The organism is Neptuniibacter sp. QD37_11, assembly GCF_047778105.1.
Lineage (GTDB): Bacteria > Pseudomonadota > Gammaproteobacteria > Pseudomonadales > Balneatricaceae > Neptuniibacter.
Genome location: NZ_CP180554.1, coordinates 732,737 through 749,121, shown reverse-complemented (window position 1 = coordinate 749,121; position 16,385 = coordinate 732,737). Strand labels below are relative to the sequence as shown.

Below are 16,385 nucleotides of genomic sequence, written 5' to 3'. Positions count from 1 at the left end.
ACATTTTATGAATCAGAAATCGCCAATACCGTTATTTTATGAATATTTTTTTTTGAGGCATGTATTGCTCATACCAAAAGAACCATGCTAGTGTGAAAATAAGCGCTCTTTAGACCAATTTTCCCCGTTAAAATAAAAATAATACAGATGCTGAGATAAAAAAAACGGCCTCTTTGGGAGACCGTTTTTAAGTTTTTGGCTGCTTAACTTAGCTGGCTAGCACCGTCTGTGCGTATGCTATTGCTGCTTCATGGTGGCGTTTCTTTTCAGCCTGCAGCTCTTCGATCACATCAGCTGCTTTCCTAAGTAGCGTTGGGATTTGCTCATCACTTGCGCTGGCAGACAGTGCTTCAGATGATTTAGCTAACAAGTCAGTCAGGACATCTTCAAGCTCTGTTCCAGCTGTCTCAGACTGTTGAGCAACTTCCATTGTAGGTGCAGGGATTTCAGGAATGGCTGGTGCAGGTTCGGCTGGTGTTTCAACTGCTGGTGCTGATGTTTCTGCTGTTGAAACCTGCTCCTGAGTTTGCGCTTCAGTTATAGCAGTGCTCGTTTCTGTCTGCTCTGCAGCAGCAATCATAGCCTTAAATTGTTCAGATCCTTTGCGTGAGATAGACAGAGCTTGTGGCTTCTTCTTCTTGTTGAGCAGCAGTAACCCATCATCAATAAGTTTCTTGATATGGTAGGTGGCACGACCAGAATTTAGACCTAGGCCTTCTTGGATTGCCTCTTTTACTTTGCTGCGAACTTGTGGAGAGTTTGGCTTAAGGATATTTGTGCAGATGTATGCAAGGACATCATCTGTTCGAACATTCCCTTCGGTACGTACTGTGGCAACAACTTCGGCTTCCGCTTGCTCTTTTGCTTCTGTAGGTGACGCTTCTATTTCTGCAGCTTCTACTACATCCAAGTCTTCTGGGATTTCGGTTGCTATACCCGCATCTGTTAGGGAAAGTACTGCATCATCCATTAATGATTCGCTTGTCATCAAGCCCATATCAACAAAGTCGGCAACGTCGGATTCGCTCATGCCTGTATTTTTCATAAATTCAGACTGAGTGATAGTGTTGCCGCTATCCATAATAAGCTTGATAGCGCGCAGGATAGGAAGATCTTCTTCAGTATATTCTTCAAATACTTCTTGAGAGGCTACTTCCTGTGTGACTAGTGTCTCTACTTCTTCCTGAATTGGTGAAGTTGCAGGTTGCTGTTCTTCTCCGGCTAATACACGATCACCTTCTAAAAGTGATATATCCAGAGCATCAATGCCGAGTCCTTGTACCATCTCTGTTTGTCCTTGTTTTACATCTTTGTTTGTTTGAGGTGCGGCTTTTGCTGCTGGTTTTCTGGTTGCAGGTGCCTTTTTAGGGGTTTTCTTACCAGCTGTCTTTTTCGCCGTGGTTTTTTTCTTTGGAGTCGACTTTTTAGCTGGCGTAGATGATTCAGCACCACTCTTTGCAAGAGCATGCTTTATTAGATCGGGATTGGAGATTGTGTATGTAGGAGAACCATCAACATCTTGAATGTTGATTATCTGCGGTTTACGCTGACTCTCTGTCATTGTAATAACGCGCAAGATGCCTAAAGACAATCCCGTTTCTTTATTCAGTTCAACAGCAGTTAAACCGCCTTTAGCGCTATTCAGCGCAGAAAGTACTTTCGTTGTATTTGCATCAAAGCTTAGCGCAGACATACATAATTGCCTCCAGACCAATATTTAATCTGGAGTATAATGGCAATTATGTAAAACGCAATTGTATTTCGCTTTTTTTGGTCAAAAAATGGAAAATATTACGGTTTTAGTCCCGGTCTTTACGTTTTTTCCGATTTTTGTCATCAGATTCTAGGGAATACTGGCCTTTTATGGTGTCGATTTCACTCAAAATATCATCGACAGTATCGGTGATTTTTTCTGCTTTAGCACCACGCCTATTTCGCTTAGCGCCACCTGTACTTCCTTTATAAGAAGCCTCCAATTCACGCTTATGCGCTTCAATAGAAGCCTGTACGTTTTCAATTGAATCATTATTTTTATAAGATTTTTCAAGATTCAGTTGATGTTCCAGCTGGTTAGATATGGATTTGTAATTGGCCTTATAGGGAATAACCATCAACTGCGATACAAAGTAGCGGTCTTCCTCGGTCAGCTGTTCGTTAGTTAAGCGATTTAGCAGGGAATCCCATTTTTCCTTGTTTAAGTCCAATTGGCTCTGATCTGTACCGTTTTTAAGGAAAACTATTTCCATTGGTGGAGGAGGGGAGAAAGGCTGCCCTGTAAGCATCATGCCATATAGAGACTGATGGAAATAGTCCATACTTGCTCTAAGTGTTGCACCCTGAACGCCAAAGATTTGCTCACTAATTACATTCTTATCTGTTGAGCCAAGCCATTGCGAAATAACAGCCATCCCCGCTTGGTCTAGCGTATCCCAAGAAAAGCCAATACCACCCGTATACATAAGGCCAACATCAGCATTGGTTTCACCACCAAATGAACCTTTACCGGTACGGTCATCATTAACCAAGATGGTTCCGGCTGGACCAGACACGGTTGTGCCTTCTGGAAGGCGAATGGACTCAAAAACCTTGATATAGGTACTTAAGGCCTCCTGCAGGCCAGCATCCTGATTTGCCGCGGCACGTAGATCACCTGCGTTGACTGCAGTGATTGCTAGAGATGTAGCTGAATCTGAGTGGTTTGGAACACTGTAAGATCCAATAAACTGGTCTTTATATTGTGTGTAACCATAACCGCCCAGCGCAGCTCCAGATATCACTAGCGTAAGTAGTGTATTTTTTAATTTTTTCTTAGCTGAAGCTTTCATTTTTAAATCCCAAAGCCCGGACTTGCCGGGCTTATTTTTTATTTTTGTTTTACTTGCGTTTTCGCTGAGCTGCGCTTACTTTCTTTTGATTCTTTTTCTTTTTCATTAAGGAATCTTTTGAAGTAATCATGTGCTCCACAAAATTTTCTTCTGTGATTTTCATTTTCACATCAGATGTTAGTTTAGGATAGATTTCTTTAGCGAAATCTCTCATGGAATCGTCGCTTGAGCAGGCATCCACAATACGATCATAGCCCATTTTCTTTGCGATCTTAGTGGCTTGAGTTGTTACTTGCGTTAGCAGTTTTGTTGCGTACACACCTGCACCCAGCATCTTACGTGCTTGACTTACTTTGCCCATGCTTTCCTCTTTTTATTAGTAGCAATATCGCTTTATTATAACGCTTATTAATTATAGATCAATAGTATTGTTATCGTTTTCTTGATGGTATTCACGAACGTCGGTGCTTGGTTTCTTGGTGTTGATGTTTAGTGCACTCATGCAGTTGAGGACTTTCTGGTTGGCATCTAGGTCGCGCTGCTTGAGAATGTGCTCTAATTGCCTGTAGGTGGAATGTAGCAGTAAGGCAGGCAAGACCTTTGCGGCATGGTTTAACGCATTTTCACCGTGTATATTGATCTGTCCGCTGTTGCTTAGGTACTTGGAGCTAATCTTCGCTGCATGAGTCACGATTGTGCTTGGTTCAGCAATTCCAAGGCTGGACATCATTTTCAGTAGTGTTAGCTGAGTTGAGCGAGGCCATACTACTCCCAACTCCACGCCTGTATTTAAGCCAAAGATCATCGAATTTCCATCATGCGTACAACAGAGTCTCTCATCGGGGGTTGTAAATTCATAGATATATGAAGGCGTTTTGATTCTAAACTGCTCCAAGATGGTTTTAATTTTTGGTGTTGGTGTTAGCTTTATGCTTTTCTTTTTGTATTTTCCGGTTAGGGCGATTGCACATCTTCGTGAGAGAAGTCCGTACGCGGTCGTCTTGGGATTATTGTGATCTACTCTGTAATCTAGACCTTTCAGGGGGATAATCGCTGAATGTGTATGATTGTTTGTGTTAATGAGGTGATCGCCATTAGCTGTGTCATCTCCTGTGTCTTGAAAGAGTTGTCTCTTGAGTACTTCTACTTGTTCAGGTGTGGCATCTCGACTTATCGTTCTGGGATAGCTTATGGCACCTTCCTCATAAAGTTTCTGTACTGCAGCTTCAACCTCTACAGGCTCCTTTTGAGTGATGGATGAAACATTGCTAATCAGATCTTCGAAATTAGCTAAACTGTTTACTTTATCCTCATTGATGAGGTCAGATACATCAACACTGCAAGGATCATGCTTCAGGGTGTCAGCTAAGACCTTTAGTCCTTCTTCTGACTCAGAGGTAAAGGCAATATTATTTCCATTAACGGATAGGGTAATGCAGAAATCACCTATTAGCCCTCCTTCTTTTTTTACTTCTGAAAGCGTAGGGGTCAGTACGCGACCTACAGTTGCGCCACCCGGATACAAGCTATTTGGTTTACTTGAATAATTGAACCCAACAAGTCGGTCAATCATTCGCTTTGCAGCAGCTTCATTGATCATATCAGTCCGTAACTGCACGGGGTTTTGGAATGCTTTTTTAAGTGACATGTGATCTAGGTCGGAAATAATGATCCGATCGTACTCGATCTGCGGTGCGATAGTATGTGCATGATAGCCAATCAGCTCGCCCTCAACATCATTGTCTGTTGCAATAACTATCCGGTCGACATTAGCTAACTCACCCTCAAGATAGCTATATACTGAATTATTTACGGGGATGTAATTGTTTGTTTCTTCGCAGAGGTCATAAATTCTGCCTTTGGTGGCAATCACCTTAAAGTCATTAGGATAAAACTGATCGAGGGCGCTGTAAAAAAGCGCCCTCTTGTTGGGTGATTCTATGACGATAGCGTGCATTGCCTGTTAGTCACCTGTAATATTGAGGACTGATTGTGGGTCAGGGAAGGAAAAGTCCATTCCTTCTAATGCATTAGAAGTGGCGTCCATGAGGCTAGAAAATGCACCATCTACAGATGCGCCAGTTATGTTCATAAGGCCTGCGGCACACTCACTGAATCCGTCTAGCCCGCCGCCAAGTGTGGGCATGCCCGGGAGTTCAAAATTAAATCCGTCACCGAGGCATGCCTTGGCTGTATTCACCATTAGGTAGGGGTTTTCAGAGATATCTGTATCGAAATTTAGGTTTACATTACACATATCCTGCTTGTCAGGAATGAGGTCATTAAGAGTGAGCTTTTTATCCCCACAGTAGTTACTTTGCAGTGCATTTTGAATGTTTGCAGTGACTTCATCTGCCGCATCTGTGCTTGTCTCTTCCGCCATGGCATTTGCACTAACAATCAGGGTGCTTGCAAACAACGTTGTTCCTATTATTCTTCTCATTGTAATCTCTCGCTATCTTTGAGGCTTGAAAACAGCACGCCACTTAATGATGTGCGCATCAAGCTGACGACTCGGTCATAAAACATCTTCATGTGTAGGTGCTCTGGATCTTGCGTATCCAATTTCGCCGCCCTACCGGCTTCAATAATAATTTTGCCACCTTTACCTATTTCATCCGGGTTGCCTTGATTATCCAGCCATGCAATCGCTGAAATACTAGGGCGCATCTTGATGGTAGAGAGCAGTACGATTAATTGATCGATAGTCTCGCTAGACATTTCGCCATTATCTGCAGCAAGCTTGGGTAATATGTCAGCTAAACCGTCATAAAGTTCCGGATATTCTTCGAAGGCATAGGCCCAACCTTCCTTGGATTCAAACTGTTCAAGGAAGATTCGAATATCGGGAGTCAATTTGCTCCAGACCATCTCTTGTGCGTCTGGGTGAAATAGGTGCTTTGAAGGCATAGTTGCTGTTGCCATTAGTTATTAACTGTTATAATATATTAGCTATAAAAATAACAATATGCAATGGCTTTAGTATGAAGAACATACCGCACGATGGTTTCCATCCGGACTTCTTTAGGCAGGGTTCCTCTAGAAGTGTGGCCGATGCTTTACCTTCCATAGTTTTCTGTTCTCGTGATGCTGCTAAGGATGCTGGTCTGGTATACCTATTTGCACCCGAAGGTTATGAAAAGATGGGCGGGAGGAAAGTAATGAATGCTGCTAAACGTGAAGCTACCAGTCAGCTCAATACTGCTTCATTTATGCTTAAGCAGTTTGCCGAAGCTATTGACTTCAATAGTAAAATGAGAGCAAAGATTTCTAAAAGCATACCTGAATTGTCTCCACAGCTATCTGAGCTTCAAAGTCAGGTGGAAGGTCTCAAGGACCCGGGGCAGCAACTCGCAGAAGCCGTTGCGCAAGCAAGTCAATATAATATGGGGAATCGATAATGTTTAAAAGAGTGATGTTAGCCTCAGTCTTTACGGTGGGTGTTTCAACAGCTAATGCAACAGGGGTTATTCCAACAGGTGACGCTCCTGTTCTTGCTGAGACTATGGCTGGGAATTTGCAGAACATGCTTCATTACGCTCGAAATGAATTGCTGATGCAGTCTGAAATTGAGGGGGAGGGGCTGCAAACAGCGTTGTTTGTGGATGGTCTTAACAATGGCTTTGCAAATACGATTCTTCGGAACTCTCTTACGGCAGAAAAGAAAAGAGAGTCTGAAGTCAAAGAGCAGGCGATGTATGACCTAAATGCCTGCGATAACTTTGCTATTACAACCTCGCTGGATGATATTGTTTGTGATGTTCAGGCGAAAAAAGAATCTAAATCTTCTGCTCGGCGAAATAAGACTTCGGGCTTTATTTCTGCGGAGGGGTTATCGGATTATGCTGCAAGTCGTAAGTCAGACCTCCTACCTAAAGAAGAGAAACAGAATATTCTTGATGAGTGTATTGCTGCGGTAGATCCTACCGTGACAGGTGATGAAGGGCAGAAGGGGTCTCTTTGTACGCGTGCTGATGTTCTCCTTGGCTCCAAGGGATCTGTTATTTCCCCTGTTATTGATAAGGAGATGGATAGGGTTATTGATGTAATAGCTCATAACATTCCAGTGCCGCAGCCTGAAGGTTTAACTAATGCAAAAAGTCCACACCAATCAATGAATTGGTTCAGGCAAATCGCTATTCGCAATCAGGTGAATCATTCCTTTGAAGAGATTAAGGGAATGCGTACTGATGATGGTAATGGTCGCTCCCAGTTAGCGATGTTGGAGCTTTTTGTGAATCAGCGCTTTGGTACAGATGAGAGTGGACAGTTCATTGCGGAATTGGGTGCTGCTAATGGTAATAAGAACCAAGTCACGGAGACAGGTGATCGTAACGCACTTGTGATGCCTACTGAGGTATTAAGAAGGATGGCAGCCATGGAATCTTTTGGGGTTTATATGGACCTTCTTCAGTATAAGCAGCAGATGCGAATGGAAGGCTTAATGGCGACTTTAGTGTCCTTAGAGTTAAAGCCAATCGTTAAATAATAAATATAACAACAATAATAAGAAACTTAAAAAAAATGGATTATATAACAGAGTATTCGGCAATAGCAGATGTCATTATGACTATCTCCTTCATGATTGGATTGGTCATGATGGGGCTAGGTTTTGTCGCCATAAGCAGGTCTCAGGCTACGCCGCAGACTATTAGTGAGTGGCAGGCAATACGTACAATTTTTGTCGGTGGTATCCTACTTGGGGCTCCAGTTTTTTATGGGATTATCTACGGGAGTTTGGCTGGTAGTCCAGTTGAGTCAGGGGCCGAGTTGAATATAAACCAAGCTGGCATAAACGAGCTCATGGGAAGTGATGAGATTTCAGGCTTTATGGCGTTAATGCCTGATCGGGCCGGGACAATGATCTTTGGGTTTGTATGGATTTTCGGTTTGATTTCATATTTGCGTGGTTTGTTTATGCTCAAAGATGTTGGGTTTAATAACACTAGTGGCGGAGGTCAAAACGGTATAGCTAAACCAATTACTCACATCATTGGTGGGATTGCATGTATGAATATTGCGGACTTGGCGTGCTTCGTGGGTAAGTTCTTCGGTATTGGGATGCTTTGTGGGGGGTGATTATGTTTAATTTTAGAGATTATTCTCGTAGCTTACGTTTGAATGGTTATGTTACCAACACGGTTAAGAGTGTTGTGAAGAATAAGGGTGCAGTTGAGAATAGTGAGGAGGCCCGTAATTATGTTCCTCATGGCATGAGCAAAGACGAATTTATTAAACGTTATAATATTGGAAGAGTTCAGCTTTTCGTCTGCATTTTGTTTTTGCTTATTACTCCGATATTTACAATGCTCAGTCATGGTTTTGCTAGTGCTGTTATTGGCTTGCTCGTTGAGTTTATTACTTTTGCTTTATATTTTAAGTACTGCTTCCACCTATGGATGGCGCGAGTAATCTATAAAGACTGGAAAAATAGAAATAGTGAAAAGAATTTCACGCACAAAAAATTCATACTTCTTGCCTTAGAGAAGCCTGCTGTCTTTATGCCAATTGCTATTAGGGGTGTCTGCAAATGAAAACTTTTTTTTCATATTGTCTTTTAATATTTGCTTTAGTTTCACCTCATGCGATAGCTGAAACTGCTGATACCTCAACAGCCTCGGCCGAGGCTGAAGCGTCTGTAGATGCGATCTTTAACTACACTATTAATCCCAAAGAGGATGCTATGCAATATTATTTGCAGCGTTTGTTTGGTGATTTTATTTTTGAACCTTTTGGGGGTGTTCCTGCGGATGCGGCCACGGTTGATGCGACAGTAATTGCTCATGCGGTTGCCTTTTCAAATATATTGGCGTTAATACTTGCATCTGTAATTCTTGGGTATGTAGTTTTGGGAGCTGCCTTAAATACTGCGCATGCTGGTGAGGTTCTTGGTAAAAGCTGGAGTCAGGTATGGTTGCCGATACGAAGTAGTATCGGGTTTTTCCTTATTATGCCAATGCCGGGTTTGGCTTCTACCGCGGGCGGAGTTGTTTCGATTGCTCAGTCTCTAATACTATCCCTAATTCTTATTGGTTCAAATGCTGCGAGTTACTTTTGGGCTAATATAGCTGAAGTTATAACTGAAACACCCAGTTCTTCAGTTATGGAAAATGTGGCAACCTCTTTAGGTAGAAATGAATTGCAAAACATATACCTATCCTTGGTTTGTGCGCATGTCACATTTGATGATTTCACTGTACGGAAAGAATATAAACCCGAGAAGCTTTTCGTTATGGAGGTTAGATACCAACCAGCTAGAGGTGCAGCTTTCGGTAGTATTGAGAAAGGTGAGATGGTGCCTTCAGGAAGAGTTAGTGAAATATCTAAAATTTATTTTGGTGGCGGTCCTTCTAAAGGTTCCTGTGGGGTATTAGATCTCTCTGATTTGTCACGCTACATCAAAGAGTATGGTGATTCAACTGATGTAAAAAAACGCGCCCAAGCTAGTGCCTATGCAAGTGGTATGGGTATTCTTGTCAATTATATTAACGCAGTTAGTCCTTATGCGAAGCTTTATACGGGTCGTAGAGGGGTCGCAGCCGCCTCTGTTAGTGCTGCTAGTGGCTTTGACTTATTGGAAAGCAAAAAGTCCAATTCAGATTCATCTTTGTATGATTCTTACGTCGAGGAAGTCGGCGCAAGGGTTTATAATGCTGGTGTTGCCTTTCAGGGTGCTATATATCCTGCTGTACATGCAGAGACACTGGGCAACGATGCATTTGCTGAGGAGCTAGTTAGGGGCATTACGCGTGGTGGCTGGGCAAATGCTGGCCTATGGTTTTTTGAGATTGGTAAGATGGAGACTGTATCCCTAGAGATAGCACATGATATCGTCGCGACCATCAAAGCTCATAAGCGCCCGCCTGCATCTACTTGTACGGGCTTCTGGTCGATGTTTGAAGACTGCGAAGATAAAGTGCAGCCCGCATTGGATGCTGCCGCCATGATTGATTCTGATTATAAAAGGAAGGCTACGGATGACACGTTGTCGAATTCGGAGGGTAGTAATGAGGCTATTTCCGATATTATAGGTTCTTGCGGCATGGAAGGCTGTACTATTGAGACAAACTTTGAGCAGACCATTGCTGCCAATATAACCCAGAAGGTTCTGTCGTCTATCCAGTACTTTGGTATGACGAACAATCCCTTAACGACAAGAACGGATGTTGACGGGGATAGGAATACGACAGGAGTGGGCATCTCCGATCCCTTTGCAGCGGTTACAACTATTGGTCATGGATTAAATCAAATTAATTATGTTGTATTGGCAACAATGGTTGTTGGGACGATTGCGCATGATACAATAAGTGCGGTGACAGACGGTGCGACTAGTAGTTTACCTACTACTATTCTAGGTCTTATTCCAGCAGCAGCAATGGGTCTGATAAAAGCAGTTTTAACCACATTATTTGCAATATTAATGATGTTGGCGGCTTTAGGCTTTACATTGGCGTATATGATCCCATTCATGCCTTTGATTGTCTGGATTATGGTTCTCACGGGATACCTGTTAACCGTTATTGAGGCGGTTGTGGCAGCACCTTTGGCTGTGGTTATGATGATTACCCCGGAAGGGGAGGGAATAAGTGGGCAGCGTCTCGAGAGAGCAATATCCTTGCTTGCGATGGCTATCATGAAACCTTCCATGTTAATCATGGGGTTATTGGCCGCGATTTTCCTGTCGTACGTTGGATTTACAATCCTTAACTACATATTTTGGACCGGTGTTGGTATCATAGGGCCTTCAGGTACATTTGGTGTTATGGACTTTGCCCTGTTTGAAATCATTGCCATTCTTACAATATATACCATGGCGGCTTATAACCTGTGTAAGACCTGTATTGGCATCATCTATAAGCTTGGTGATCAGATCCTAGAATGGTACGCAGGATCAGCTCATGGCCGTTCTTTCGGTGAGAATGATACTGGTGGTCAGCTTGAAGGCGTAACCAACCAGAGCAAGCAGTTTGGTAATCAGTTAACTCAGAGCGCTATACAGGGTTTAGCTAAAAACAAACAAGGTGGTCCAAATGGTGGAGGCCCGGGTGGGTTATTCCCCGGGGGCGGAGGTGGTGCGCAGTCTGCCGTTGGAGGAAAAAAATAGGATCATCACTTCCATTAATAAAACCCCGTAATTTAGAATCACGGGGTTTTGCTTTTTTGAGCAATTAATATCTGTTATAATTAAGTTGTACATAATAAATAGTGGGACAAGATCATGAGTGATTATGGTAAGCAGGCACTAGCTGAACTTCTACAGGAAATGGATGAAGCTGGTCATAACTTTCTCTTAGCGGATCGTCAGGGTGCTATCGCGGCTTCAGTCTCATATAACAGTGATACGGATCAGCTCTCTATTGCTGTAGATGATAAATGTACAGCTGGTATGATTCCGATTAAAAAAGGCAGTGATATAACTATTGATGACTTTTCAACGAAAGGTGTAAAGTCACAAATTGCAAAAACTTGTTTACCTAAAGAATTCTTTAAGGCTTTTGATGCTGAGCGCATGGCGAACCAGAGCTCTACCGTGCCTGAGTCATTAAGTACCGTCGCATTTAATGCCTTTACCGCCATATCAAATGAAGAAGATGGTGATCTGAACTTTTTGACTGATTCTTATATGGAGCAGGTTAATCTTACGCGTCAGTCCAGACTGGATATTCGGTATAATGGTTTTGATGATAGCTTAACTATTAAGCATGGCCACGGTGGCACTGATTACGCACCTGAGGTTGGAGCAACTCATACCATTAGTAATTTTTCCAGTTCACTTAATAGCGCGTCAGTGAAAACACTGGTTCCGCAAGAAATTCTTAACCAAGTGCAGGGCTTTGACCAGTTGTCGAAAGGACAGCGTTTGGGTCAGTTCAATAAGATCTTCAAGGGTATGGGGGGAGTGGATTATGATGGTGCCACCAAAACAGATTATGTCAGTCAGGTGATTGTTGATCGTAACTTGCCTTTTGCTGCAATTCCTCAGGAGAACGTGCTTGAGGGGAGTATTGATGCTGTCAAAGATGCGGGCCTTAACTCTCTAGCTTCTATGACCAAAATGGGTGAAGGTTTTGTGCAAACCGCAGGTGGATTGCAAAAATTCTCCATTACCGAGTGCAGCTATGACGATGAGAGGGAGGAGGTTAAGCGAGCTGCGGTCGCGTCGAAGATCGTTGCGGGTGCAGGTATAGCCTCAGAGCAAGTTCGTTATGCTGCTTCTGGTGGTAAGCAATTTAAAATTGAATTTGACCCTAAGCAAGGCGTTATTCCAAGTCAATTCATGGGGGATGCGTACTACGTTAAGCAAAGTGATTTAGGGTCGCAGCGTAGTTATATTTCAGACTATGAATTGGGATCGCTTGTAGATCCAAAATTTGAAGATGCTCATAGTGAGGCGGGAATGCTGGCAGCTCGAATTAGTGTGATTAAATCACGATCCAGTAATACTAACTCACAGGATTTTTCTGAGAAACTTGCTACTGCAATGGTGCTGAATCACCTACTTGGGAACAAAAACGGTTTGCGTAATGCCATCGAGTTTGAAGTATCTAACGGCGATAATGGTATTTCACTTAAGGGGTTCCGGATGGCTAATCTAGGTGTTAATTCATTAAACAACCTGAACTATGCTGAGCGGGATTTTGTGAATATGGGGCATATCCGTGATGGTAAGGTGGGCACCGACAAGCTACTCGCAATTCCTTGCTTGAAGTTCATAGAAAACCAGAATCCTCAACTGTTTGCTAAAGCATTGGACAATGCTCTGTCAATCAGTCGGGGAGTTCAGATGGAGTTAATAAGCGCTAAAAATGCGGGCTTACTGGCTAATATTCCTGAAAATAATCAGGTCGTGAGAGATCTGCCTACGCAACAAAGTGTATTTGGTAGTAATAAGCCTTCCGATTCTGCGAAATCTCAGTTTGAAGAGCGTATGCAGAAAAAGAATAACCTTAATAATGACAAGGATGACGGAGGAGATCTGGGAATGTAATTCCCTATACTCTGAATCAAAAAAAAAGCAGCCTTAGGCTGCTTTTTTATTTGGTTATGAATCAATCTTCAAAATCAAAAACTTCTCTTAGACGCTTCTCGCTAAGATCCACCGGCACTATCTCAGAAACTGTTTTTTCGTAGTGCGCCATCAGAATATCAATACCTGAAATCACAGCCTGCTCAGGATCTTCGTAATGACCACTCAGAGTCATTAATTTTTTCATTTGTTCTTTGCTGATTGAGAGAGCGTTGTCAGGCATTTGTCTATCTCCTTAAGAGTTTCTTTTAATATATCAGAAATAATTAAGAAGTCAAGCACTGTGTTAGAAGCCTGCGTCTAACACGCATTCTTCAGTTTCTTTAGTTGTCTCAGGTTCCCTTTGCCCCTGCTGTGTTTTTACTTCAGTTTCCAAAGCCTTTTCTTCCTCAGCGATCAGGGTGACTTCTTCAGTATTTTGGGTGTAACGTTGTCGAAATTTATCAATCAACGCAATTTTATTAGGGTCTTTAGCGAGTTCCTGATCGGCATACATCTGGAATTGAGGTGATGATACAAGCCCTTTTAGAGCTTCAAAATTTTCCGATGAAATTTCCACATGATGACGGAGCTTTTTAATGATCTCTTTTTCCTCACCGGTAAGCTCAAATTCCATATCCATGGCATTGCAGGCCTCGTTGAACGAATCTAAGGTTAAGTCGCCGTCATATTGAGGCTGAGTAAGGCGTTCTTCAAGAAACTCGACGTATAAGCGCAATTCGGCCGGGGAGTATTCCTGTTGATTCACCAGTTCGTTCAAGTAATTTCCGTACTTGGCGTGAAGCAGGATGCCGACATGTCGATCATCATCCATTTTCAGAGCTGCGTCTAGGGCATCAACATACTTTAGTCGAGGCTCATTATTCTTTGCGGGCACAGGAGACAATAGGCGAGCTCTGGAGTCCTTTTGATGATCCTCAAAGAAGCCTCCGTACAAATCACCCATAACATGCTCAGAGGGCCACTCACGGCCGTTGTAGGCCTCCATGAGGCGCTGACCAACATCATTATCCTTGCTTAAGAGTTCAAGGTTTTTATTGATTCGATCTAGATTGAGATCTCCCCAGCGCGCAGCGCGTTCAGCTGTAAGTACACTTTCAGCTGGGAAAAGCATTGGGCATTTATTTGTTTGAATGGTACATCCTGCGATCTTTGGGGCCAAAGCAGGACGCTCTGTTCTCTTTGTAAACATGTACTGACGCATTTCTTCTGGCGTTAAATCCCACATCTCTGTCAGGTCTTCGGTAAGGTCAACGCAGATGTATTTCTTGGAATTATACTTGTCTACCTTGAGAGGCTTGATGACATTGACAAAATGATTATCTTTACCATTAAATCCTGAGATATTAACGAGTGCAGAGCCGCGGCAAAGGAGCTTTTTAACGTTATCTCCAACACTCATGCCCATCATATAATCAAAGAACCGAGGATTGGCCTCTTTAACGAGTTTAGCCATGCCAGCGGTAGCATAGATGTCACTCAAGGCATCGTGGGCATTTTCATGGATAATGCCATTCGCTTGACTTAAATTTTCTAATTTAAGTGATACTGTCTCCTTGCCATCAACCATAGTGGTTGGCCATTCAAGGATCTCTGGGCAAATAGCGTATGCTGCCTGCATCATATAGAAAATATCAGTTCTGTGGTTTCTGTGGCGCCACTCATGCTCATATGGGTCATACAGGTTACGGTAGAAGAGATTGCGTGTTACTTCGTCGTCAAAGCGTATACTGTTATACCCTGCATTACACTTGCCTTGACCGCTAAGTGCCATCTTAACTTGCTTTGCAAACTCGAGCTCATTTAAGCCATTGCGCTCTAAGTGAACAGGATCAATATGTGTTACTTTGAATGCATATGGGTTGGGAACTACATCAGGGCGAAGTTTGCAGAAAATATTTACTTCACTTCCGGGAATTTTCTCCAGTGTTTGTGCATCATAATTAGCAGATGCGAACTGAACAGCTTGATCGTATTTTGAGTTAATCCCGGTAGTTTCATAGTCGTAAAACGTGAAAATCTTAGTATTAGGGCTTGCAGGGAAGAACGGTCGTTGTTTGCGTATCATGGCCATATTCTCTCGACTATGCTTTTTATTTATTATAACATATATAAACAACAATAAGAATAAGGGGTGCCGTGTGAAATTAGAACATATCATGGAGCGCTATAAATTAGATCCAAATGACCTTTCCATTATTGGAGAGGCGATCCAAAACAACCTGTCGTTATCCGATCTTGTGGTACTGTTGCCAGACAGCATCGGGGAGCCTCAAGCCTATGCGCTTGCCTCTCACTTCTGCCAAGAAGAGATGTGTTCTTCAATCGAAGAAGTGGCGCCTCAAATGTATGCTGAAAGGCAGGAGACTTTGTCATCAAAAAAAGGTCATTGGATTAAAGAAAAACAAGAAAAGGAAGAATGTGAAGAGTTGGGTGATCTTGTAGAGGATCTATCTTTATTCTTATCCGAAAAACAGTCTTAGGATTTAAAGGTGTAAAAAAGAGCAGGCACAGGCCTGCTCTTTTTTTAGTAGATGGGGCGGAGTTCTATTTTCTGTCTGAGTTTAACGATGTTGTTCTGCATCGCTTGCTCATTGTTGATGTGGTCAAGATTCGTCTCTGGGTTAGAAATGATGGATGCAACAGCTTGTGTATCTTGAAGCATCTCTGCATGTAAAATCTTCTTCTCAGGGTTTCTAGGGTCTTTTTTGAGCTGCTGATGAACGAATAGGCGGCATGAATTACCTAGGAGCTGTCTTGCTTGACTGTGACCTAAGCTATCTTCTGTGCGAGATAGTAGAACTTTAATTGCTTGTAAGTTATTACCAGCATGCATCGTCATGAATACTAGTCGCCCGTCATTTGCTGAGCGAATTGCAATTTCAGCTGTTTCTGCATCACGTACCTCACCCAGTAGGAGCATATTATTTATGCCAGAAGGGTAGGAGCGAAGAGTCTGCTTGAGAGCGTCTGCAAACTGCTCTGCATCAACGTCCTGCTGAATACAAACTCCGCGATTATATATCCCATCTAATGGCATTTCGGGTGGATCTTCCAGTGTTAAGCAAAGGCCTCCGTACGCCTGAAGGCGAGCAATGATTGCAGAAGCAATGGTGGTACTCTTACCATTGCCCGGACTACCAGAGATAAGAATAAGCCCGCCACGATTAAGGCGAGGGTCAATTAAAGCATTCAATAGAAGGGGATTAAGACTTAAATCTTTAATATCCGGTACTGACTCTGGCATGCCACGAAACAGTATCCTGCCGCCTGTGATGCCTTCGATCCGCTGTGCTCGATAAGTTCTGTTAGCGACTGTTACAGCCAAGCTCCCTTTCTTATACTTTTCTTCAAGTGGGATTTCATCAATATTGTAGCGGTATTTGGTTTTGAAGCCATTTCGGTATCCATCTAAAAGGGCGCTTAGGTAAGCCATCTCTTCAGGCGTTGGTGTTGCGTCACCAATTTCTGGGTAAATTATGCTCTGATCTAAGTGATTTTCGTAAAGAAGTATATCGGAATGGTTTCTCATA

The 16,385-nt window shown here is 42.8% G+C and carries 16 protein-coding genes; 7 read left to right on the top strand and 9 right to left on the bottom strand.

The window, feature by feature from the left end; genetic code table 11:
* Positions 1-208: 208 nt before the first annotated feature.
* The 6 genes from ACMXYT_RS22335 to ACMXYT_RS22310 form a co-directional block, all read right to left on the bottom strand.
* Positions 209-1,693, bottom strand: coding sequence for a hypothetical protein (locus tag ACMXYT_RS22335; protein ID WP_415912621.1), 1,485 nt, complete (start codon positions 1,691-1,693; stop codon positions 209-211).
* Between the two features lie 106 nt (positions 1,694-1,799).
* A complete protein-coding gene (locus tag ACMXYT_RS22330; protein WP_415912620.1) occupies positions 1,800-2,825 on the bottom strand; it encodes a hypothetical protein in 1,026 nt (341 codons plus the stop codon).
* A gap of 49 nt (positions 2,826-2,874) precedes the next feature.
* Complete coding sequence (locus tag ACMXYT_RS22325) at positions 2,875-3,186, bottom strand: hypothetical protein (RefSeq protein WP_415912619.1); 312 nt, start codon at positions 3,184-3,186, stop codon at positions 2,875-2,877.
* A gap of 51 nt (positions 3,187-3,237) precedes the next feature.
* Positions 3,238-4,782 carry a DNA topoisomerase gene (locus ACMXYT_RS22320; RefSeq protein ID WP_415912618.1) on the bottom strand — a complete coding sequence of 515 codons (1,545 nt, stop codon included), beginning with the start codon at positions 4,780-4,782 and terminating at the stop codon, positions 3,238-3,240.
* Positions 4,783-4,788: 6 nt separating this feature from the next.
* Complete coding sequence (locus tag ACMXYT_RS22315; RefSeq protein ID WP_415912617.1) at positions 4,789-5,268, bottom strand: hypothetical protein; 480 nt, start codon at positions 5,266-5,268, stop codon at positions 4,789-4,791.
* The gene (locus tag ACMXYT_RS22310) at positions 5,265-5,750 is read right to left on the bottom strand and encodes a hypothetical protein (RefSeq protein ID WP_415912616.1); all 486 of its coding nucleotides are present in this window, start codon (positions 5,748-5,750) and stop codon (positions 5,265-5,267) included. Before ACMXYT_RS22310 ends, ACMXYT_RS22315 begins: the two co-directional genes overlap by 4 nt.
* 59 nt (positions 5,751-5,809) lie before the next feature.
* Between ACMXYT_RS22310 and ACMXYT_RS22305 the strand changes: the two genes are divergently transcribed.
* From ACMXYT_RS22305 to ACMXYT_RS22280, 6 genes are all read left to right on the top strand, one after another.
* A complete protein-coding gene (locus ACMXYT_RS22305; protein ID WP_415912615.1) occupies positions 5,810-6,226 on the top strand; it encodes a hypothetical protein in 417 nt (138 codons plus the stop codon).
* Positions 6,226-7,314, top strand: a complete 1,089-nt coding sequence (locus ACMXYT_RS22300; protein WP_415912614.1) for a hypothetical protein — start codon at positions 6,226-6,228, stop codon at positions 7,312-7,314. Before ACMXYT_RS22305 ends, ACMXYT_RS22300 begins: the two co-directional genes overlap by 1 nt.
* A gap of 35 nt (positions 7,315-7,349) precedes the next feature.
* Positions 7,350-7,904: a hypothetical protein gene (locus ACMXYT_RS22295; RefSeq protein WP_415912613.1), complete on the top strand. Its 555-nt coding sequence runs from the start codon at positions 7,350-7,352 to the stop codon at positions 7,902-7,904.
* Positions 7,905-7,906: 2 nt separating this feature from the next.
* Positions 7,907-8,359: a hypothetical protein gene (locus tag ACMXYT_RS22290; protein WP_415912612.1), complete on the top strand. Its 453-nt coding sequence runs from the start codon at positions 7,907-7,909 to the stop codon at positions 8,357-8,359.
* On the top strand, positions 8,356-10,929 hold the full coding sequence (locus ACMXYT_RS22285) for a DotA/TraY family protein (protein ID WP_415912611.1): 2,574 nt from the start codon (positions 8,356-8,358) through the stop codon (positions 10,927-10,929). The genes ACMXYT_RS22290 and ACMXYT_RS22285 overlap by 4 nt, the downstream gene beginning before the upstream one ends.
* Before the next feature lie 114 nt (positions 10,930-11,043).
* Positions 11,044-12,813 (top strand): hypothetical protein, encoded by a 1,770-nt coding sequence (locus ACMXYT_RS22280; protein ID WP_415912610.1) that lies wholly within the window; start codon positions 11,044-11,046, stop codon positions 12,811-12,813.
* Positions 12,814-12,874: 61 nt separating this feature from the next.
* Here the strand turns inward: ACMXYT_RS22280 and ACMXYT_RS22275 are convergent, their stop codons facing one another.
* A complete protein-coding gene (locus tag ACMXYT_RS22275) occupies positions 12,875-13,075 on the bottom strand; it encodes a hypothetical protein (RefSeq protein WP_415912609.1) in 201 nt (66 codons plus the stop codon).
* Positions 13,076-13,138: 63 nt separating this feature from the next.
* Positions 13,139-14,920, bottom strand: coding sequence for an exodeoxyribonuclease I (gene sbcB / locus ACMXYT_RS22270; RefSeq protein ID WP_415912608.1), 1,782 nt, complete (start codon positions 14,918-14,920; stop codon positions 13,139-13,141).
* Between the two features lie 73 nt (positions 14,921-14,993).
* Here sbcB and ACMXYT_RS22265 point away from each other — a divergent pair, with 73 nt between their 5' ends.
* The gene (locus ACMXYT_RS22265) at positions 14,994-15,335 is read left to right on the top strand and encodes a hypothetical protein (RefSeq protein ID WP_415912607.1); all 342 of its coding nucleotides are present in this window, start codon (positions 14,994-14,996) and stop codon (positions 15,333-15,335) included.
* A gap of 44 nt (positions 15,336-15,379) precedes the next feature.
* On the opposite strand, the gene ACMXYT_RS22260 is transcribed toward ACMXYT_RS22265, so the two are convergent.
* Positions 15,380-16,384: an ATPase, T2SS/T4P/T4SS family gene (locus ACMXYT_RS22260; protein ID WP_415912606.1), complete on the bottom strand. Its 1,005-nt coding sequence runs from the start codon at positions 16,382-16,384 to the stop codon at positions 15,380-15,382.
* Between the last annotated feature and the right edge of the window lies 1 nt (position 16,385).